Consider the following 6,000-nt stretch of genomic DNA (forward strand, 5'->3'; position numbering starts at 1 on the left):
CGATGCACTCGCCGAAACCAGCGGCTCGTGGCGGCCGCCACTTCCGACCAGATCGGCAAACACGTGGCTAAGCACGGTCATTATTGACCTACCCCGTCTACAACCATTGAGACCTTCGCGAACGAAGAACCTTCCGCTCGGCTCCGGTCCCCCGGGCCCCGATCGCCGCCGGTCCCGAACCCGAGCCGATCACCCTCCGCGTACGGCAGGCTTAGGCTCGCCCCCTGCCCGTCCGCTGGCCGGGCCGTTTGAGGCCTCAACTTTGCTGAGTTCAGGACGGGACATCAGAGGATGGCGGCAGGGCCTCCTCAAGGGTGCCGTAGAGCGGCAGGGCTCGGCCAGACCGGTGATCCACATCACCTTGAGGCGGGATAGCCGACGCCGACGCCGGACGCGGTGGCTGCCTGCCAGCGGTGGACGATCAATCTCAGGCCGCGCGAGTTCATGAAGCTCACCCCGGTCAGGCCCAAGATCACCGACGAGCCGGTCTGGGCGAGATAGTCGGCGAACTGCTTGCGCGTGGTGGCATCCAGCAGCCCCACGACTTCGACCACGGCGGTGTCGCCCGCGAGCCGCCACGTCAGGCTCGGCGTCGTGGATCGGGCGTCCCCGGTGCCCGAAACGATTGAAACCACCGAGAAGCTCGCGTCCTGCAACCAGGACGGGATCGCTCTACCTGCTACGCCGGCGCGCCCGGACATCGGCTTCTGCCCGCCGCGCTCGGCGGGCCGAAGGCGAGGTGGTCGGGATGCGCAGGGCCAAGAGGGCGATGTCGTCGGTGTTGCCTGGAGGCATGCGGGCGAGGATCTGGTCGCAGAAGTCGTCCAGGGGATGGCAGGCCAGGGCGGCGGCGTGGCGGCGTAGACGCCCCAGACCGGTGTCCAGATCGGTGCCGGGGACTTCGATCAGGCCGTCGGTGTAGAGCAGAAGGGTGGAGCGGGGAGGCAGGGGTGCCGTGGCGTCCGGTCGGCTGAGGTCGCCTAGACCGGTGCCCAGCAGTAGGCCTTGTCCCTGTTCTAGGTATTCGGCGCGGCCGTCGGGGGTGACCAGGAGGGGTGGGGGATGGCCGGCATTGGTCCATCGCAGTTTCCAGGGACCGTTTTCCGGACCCTCGACGCGAGCCAAGACCACCGTGGCAAGAGGGACATTTGTGATGGCCGGGACGGCCTCGTCGAGGCGGTCGATGACGGCGCTGGGCGGTCCCGTCCGGTCCCAGGCCAGGGCGCGCAGCATACCGTGCAGTTGGGCCATGCCTGCGGCGGCGGCCAGGTCGTGGCCGATGACGTCGCCGATGACCAGAGCGGTGGCGCCGTCACGCAGGAGAAACACGTCGTACCAGTCGCCGCCCACCTGAGATCCGACCGGGGCGGGCTGGTAGCGGGCTGCCAGGCGCAGCCGGCCGGGTTGGGGCATGGGGATGAGCAGGTTGCGCTGCATGGCCTCGGCGATCTCGCGTTGGCGGCCGAACAGCAGGGTGTTGTCGATGGCGAGGCCGACGCGTTGGCCTATGTCGCAGACCAGGGACACTTCGATGGCCTCGAAGGGCCGAGCGGCGTCGGTACGGGCCAGGGTGAGGGCACCTGTGACCCGCCGGACTGTTCCCAAGGGCACGGTGATCACGGAGGTGGCGCCCAGCGCTTGGAGGAATCCTGATTGGACGGCGGCCAGGGGCGAATCGGGCGGGGTGGCGATTTCCCTTGGCCCCAGCAGGACCGACTCGCCGCTGTGCAACACCCGTACCAGGGAGGAATGGGAGTGTTCGTCCAATGCAGGAAGGGGGCCCCGCCATGCTTCCTGATCGGCGTCACGGCCTTCGGGCCCGATCACCGCTACCCTTCGGATGCCTTCGTCCGTACGTAGGTCGATGGCGACCCAGTCGGCCAGGCGGGGCACCAGCAAGCGACCGAGCCGAGCGAGGGCCTCCTCGGTGTCCAGGGTATGCGCCAGGGCGGTGGCGATCTCCGTGGCCAGGGCCAGCCGGTCCGTCAGGCCTTCCAAGGCGATCACATGCGCTGCTAGATCGTCCGCTGTTTCCCGGTCGGTCGCGTCGCCGGCGAACAGCACGGTCATGCCGAGCACATGGCCGTTTCTGGTCACAGGAGCGCTGAACCAGGTGACAGGGATGAGATATCCGTCACCGCTCAGGAAGCTGTCTCTCTCGCGGGCGCGGATGTGATCGGTGAGAGCCATGAGCAGCGGGCACCGCTCATCCGGAATGGTCGCGGCGTCGGCGTGGCGGTGCAGCAGGTCGTGCAAGTTCTGGCCACTCATCGCCGACGCGGTGCGGTCCAGCAGATCTTCGGCAGCGGGGTTGACCGCGATGATCCAGCCAGCGGAGTCCAGCACGGCCACGCCGACACCCAGGTGGTCGAACACTTCCTGCCAGAACTCTGGCTGCGTGGCCCACCGTCGATCTTGCCCATCGGACGTGTTCTGGGCCACGCCGTTCCTTCCGCCGTAGACGTACAGCTCCCAGCCGGAGACAGTCGGCGGGCCTCGGTCAGCTCCAGAGATCGTCCCCGACGAGGAGGGGCCGTGTCCGGAGACGCGGCGATGCCCCGTAATTACATTACAGACTGTTGCCAGCTGTCACGATCTCGCGAAAGAGAGTGGTTCATCGCCGAGTACGCCGGATGGGCTCGCGAAGAGAGTGCTCACGGGTCACGATGGCCAGTATGAACAACGATGCTGACGCGGGTGCCGAGTTGGAGGAGTGGAGCGAGTTCATCGGCCGGATTCGTTACGACGGGCCACGTTCTGGTGATGCCGGCGACGAGCGCTTGGCCGATGAGGCGGTGTCCGATGAGCTCTCCAGTTGGGGACGACTCGAAGGCTCTGCCGAGATGAACAACCTGATCTGTCGTGCCTTGGAGATCGGCTACCTGCGGGCTCTGCAGGACGTGCGCGAGCAACGCATCGCCGGGTTGGGGCCCACAGACTGATATCGGTACGAAAGGCGCGGCTGCCGGCACGGACACCGTCCGCTCCCACATCCGGCCTGGTGAGCGCGGACCGCCAGTCCTTCGCCCGGTTGCCTGGCTCGGAGAGGTGGCCCGTGCCAACCTCCTCCTCCCAGAGACCGCACCCTGGGATGCCGGTTCTCTGACGAGCTCCTGCGGCTGTCTCTCGCACAAGGCCGACAGCCGCGCTTGTCAGGCGTCGAGTCCAGTGGGGCCAGCCTATTGACCGGCCCTTGCCGAGCGTCGCACAGTGTCAGGGACGAATCCCGTCTGATCATGATTGGCAGCCTGGCCGACACAGAAACCGCCGACAGGCGAAGGACGAAGCAGAGGAAGGCGCCGGTGGGGCGCCTTCCTCTCGAATGCCGGCCCGCTCCATACCCCATCCGACCTGCATTTTCTCGATCCTCGAGCGTCTTCTGCGAGGCGAAGATGGCCGAGTTCATGCTCGCCACATGCTCTTCGGCACGCGTCCGGCACATCGGCGGACCGATAGCTGAGAGCGAACTGTCCGGTTTGTGATGTCGACTATCGGGCCCCTCGGGCCGGACAGTAATGCCAGACCCAATCGGCACCCTACAAAGGGCCTGATAGGAAGGGTTGGAGGGCGGGACACGCCCGGCTTTACCACAGACACATCCAAGCGCCGGTCAATCCTGTGGCGCTCAAGAACTCGAATGACTTCCAGTGCAGAGACCTTCGTCTCGGGCGGCAGGGCCGAGAGCAATGATCGAAACCTGTGGATCTGCTGGGAAGGGTGTACCTTCCCGGATCATCCGATGATGGTTTCGAGATAAGGCCGACGTTGCAGCGTCGGTCGGGAAGGCACACCCGTGCCGCTTACCGTAGTGCCCGAGCCGCCCGCTGACGACAGCCCGCTGCCCACGTCGGCTTCGCTGATCGATCAGATCGTCCGCGAGGGTGCCCGCCAGATGCTCGCCGTCGCGTTGCAGGCCGAGGTGGACGCCTACGTTGCCGCCTTCGCCGGTGAGCGCGATGAGAACGGTCGCCAAGCTCATCGAATCGGCCCAGGCACGCTGGCGAACGGTGAACGCCCTCACCTGGTCGCCCTCGTCCGTACGCGCACCCGCTTCGAACGCGGTGTGCTGCTGGAACGTCACGAGGAGAAAGACGCCGCACGACCAACCCCGACCGCTACAACTACTGCGGGCTCTACCTACGCGGCGCCAGCCACGAGGCCGCGATCGAACTGACCGCCCGCGCCACCGGCGCCACACGCGATGGTTGCCTGCTGCGCGTCGGCACCATGGAGATCGAAATCCGGCGCAACGAACAACTACACCCACGATGGGGCCGACTTCCCCACCTGGCCGATCAAGATGGACATCGAAAGCGGGTCGATCCGGCCCTGGCACGATGATCGCCAGGAGGTGAGCGGGTTGGATGTCGGCAGTACGCCCAAGCGCGCGCACATCATGGGCATAGCCGGCGCCGGCAAGACGACGCTTGCCGAGCGGGCCGGTGCACGACTCAGGGTCGAGCACATCGACCTCGACTTCCTGCCGCTGCCCTTCCTCAACGGCGACCCTCAAGTTGCCGCCGCCTGGCGTGCCGAAGCTGCCAGGATCGCGGCCGAGCCGGCATGGGTCACGGCGAGCGCGCTCTGCGGCTGGACCGATCCCCTCCTCGAAGCGGCCGATCTCATCGTGTGGCTGGACACTCCGCCGCCGATCGCTGTCTGGCGTATCCTGCGCCGCCACGCCATACGTTCCATGCACGGCACCAACCCCCACAAGGGCTTGCGGCTCCTGGCCCGCTTCTTGCGAGACGTCATGCGCTACCCCGGCGGACCGATCGCAACCGACGAGCAACTCGACGCCGGACGCGGCAACTCCGCTGCCACGACACGTGACCGGCTCGGCACGTATCCGGACAAGGTCGTACGCTGCCGCAACAACCGCGACCTCGACCGTCTCCTGTCCGCCCTTGAAGCCAAGCATTGACAGATCAGGTTGCACGCTTCCACCGGTACCGAGGTCCCGATCATGCCGTCCGGGAGGACCGCAGTACCGCGGCGGAATCCGTCCAGCGGCCGAGGAGTGGGACCGCCATGACCGGCACGCTTGAGGAAAGCCCAAGGAATCGTGCTGGAACGCGGGCCCGGTCCCTTCCGAGGCCCGGGTCGGAGGTGGTGAGGTGGCGTGGTTGGCATGGCGGACGCTGCGGTGGCATCCGGGCAGCCTGATAGGCATGCTCACGACGCTGGTCGTCGCGGCGACCGCAGTCGGGGCCTTGTGGTTCGTCGTCGACTCCACGGACCGGCAGGAGGTCCCGGTGGAGCGGTACGCCGGGGTTCCGCTGGTCGTCGGCACGAGCGGAGGCGGGATTTCGCCTGGACTGGCGGCGGTCGTGGACGCGCTCCCCGAGGTGGGGGCGACGGTTCGTGATCTCAGTTTCCCGGCCGTGCTGTTCGTCCGCGGGGCTCGGCTGGAGGTGCCTGGGGACCAGCGCCTCTGGCAGTGGGGGCACGGCTGGTCGAGCGCGCGGTTGACGCCCTTCCAGCTCAGGGAGGGCCGGCCGCCGCGGGCGCCGGGCGAGGTGGTCATGGACGCACGGCTGGCAGTTGTGGCCAGGACCGGAATCGCCGGTGAGCAGGGTCTCCTGGGCCTGCTCCGGGTCGATGGGGATGGTCCTTCTGGCGACGCCCATGTACAGGCTCACCACGCTGACATGATGGGCGATCACGTCGTGCAGTTCGCGGGCGATGCGGCGGCGCTCGGCCCGTACCGCGTGCTTGGCCGCCTCCTGCGCGTTGCGCTGGGCCATTTCCTCACGCAGGCGCACGACGTTTCCCACCGCCACGGGCAGCGCCGGCGACAGCGCGATGGTCAGTGCGAACGAGAAGTAGTCCGCCCAGGCCGGCGTGTACGCCACCAGGCCGCTGACCACACCCCTCCCGCTGGGCAGACGCGGGTCTTCCTGCCCGGCGGGCAGGGGTGTGGACCGGGGGCTGGTGCCCATGATCGGCCGATGGCGGCTACCGGTACAGGTCGGGGATGTCGTCGCGGTCAAGGTCAGC

5 protein-coding genes and 1 pseudogene are annotated in these 6,000 nt (G+C 67.5%); 3 read left to right on the forward strand and 3 right to left on the reverse strand.

The features are described from left to right. Positions 1-356: 356 nt before the first annotated feature. Both ABGB18_RS47940 and ABGB18_RS47945 read right to left on the reverse strand, forming a co-directional pair. Positions 357-656, reverse strand: coding sequence for an STAS domain-containing protein (locus tag ABGB18_RS47940; protein WP_347702397.1), 300 nt, complete (start codon positions 654-656; stop codon positions 357-359). A gap of 16 nt (positions 657-672) precedes the next feature. After that, positions 673-2,442: a SpoIIE family protein phosphatase gene (locus ABGB18_RS47945; protein WP_347702398.1), complete on the reverse strand. Its 1,770-nt coding sequence runs from the start codon at positions 2,440-2,442 to the stop codon at positions 673-675. Positions 2,443-2,675: 233 nt separating this feature from the next. Here ABGB18_RS47945 and ABGB18_RS47950 point away from each other — a divergent pair, with 233 nt between their 5' ends. From ABGB18_RS47950 to ABGB18_RS47960, 3 genes and pseudogenes are all read left to right on the forward strand, one after another. Continuing rightward, complete coding sequence (locus ABGB18_RS47950) at positions 2,676-2,942, forward strand: hypothetical protein (protein ID WP_347702399.1); 267 nt, start codon at positions 2,676-2,678, stop codon at positions 2,940-2,942. A gap of 866 nt (positions 2,943-3,808) precedes the next feature. Beyond that, positions 3,809-3,973, forward strand: a pseudogene (locus tag ABGB18_RS47955) (IS256 family transposase); the annotation flags it as partial. Positions 3,974-4,300: 327 nt separating this feature from the next. Next, entirely contained in the window at positions 4,301-4,924 is a 624-nt protein-coding gene (locus ABGB18_RS47960; RefSeq protein ID WP_347702400.1) for a hypothetical protein, read from the forward strand. Positions 4,925-4,964: 40 nt separating this feature from the next. On the opposite strand, the gene ABGB18_RS47965 is transcribed toward ABGB18_RS47960, so the two are convergent. Then, the coding region (locus tag ABGB18_RS47965) for a histidine kinase (protein ID WP_347702401.1) at positions 4,965-6,000 on the reverse strand (1,036 nt) is incomplete at its 5' end.

This window comes from Nonomuraea sp. B12E4 (assembly GCF_039871825.1).
Classification (GTDB): Bacteria; Actinomycetota; Actinomycetes; order Streptosporangiales; family Streptosporangiaceae; genus Nonomuraea.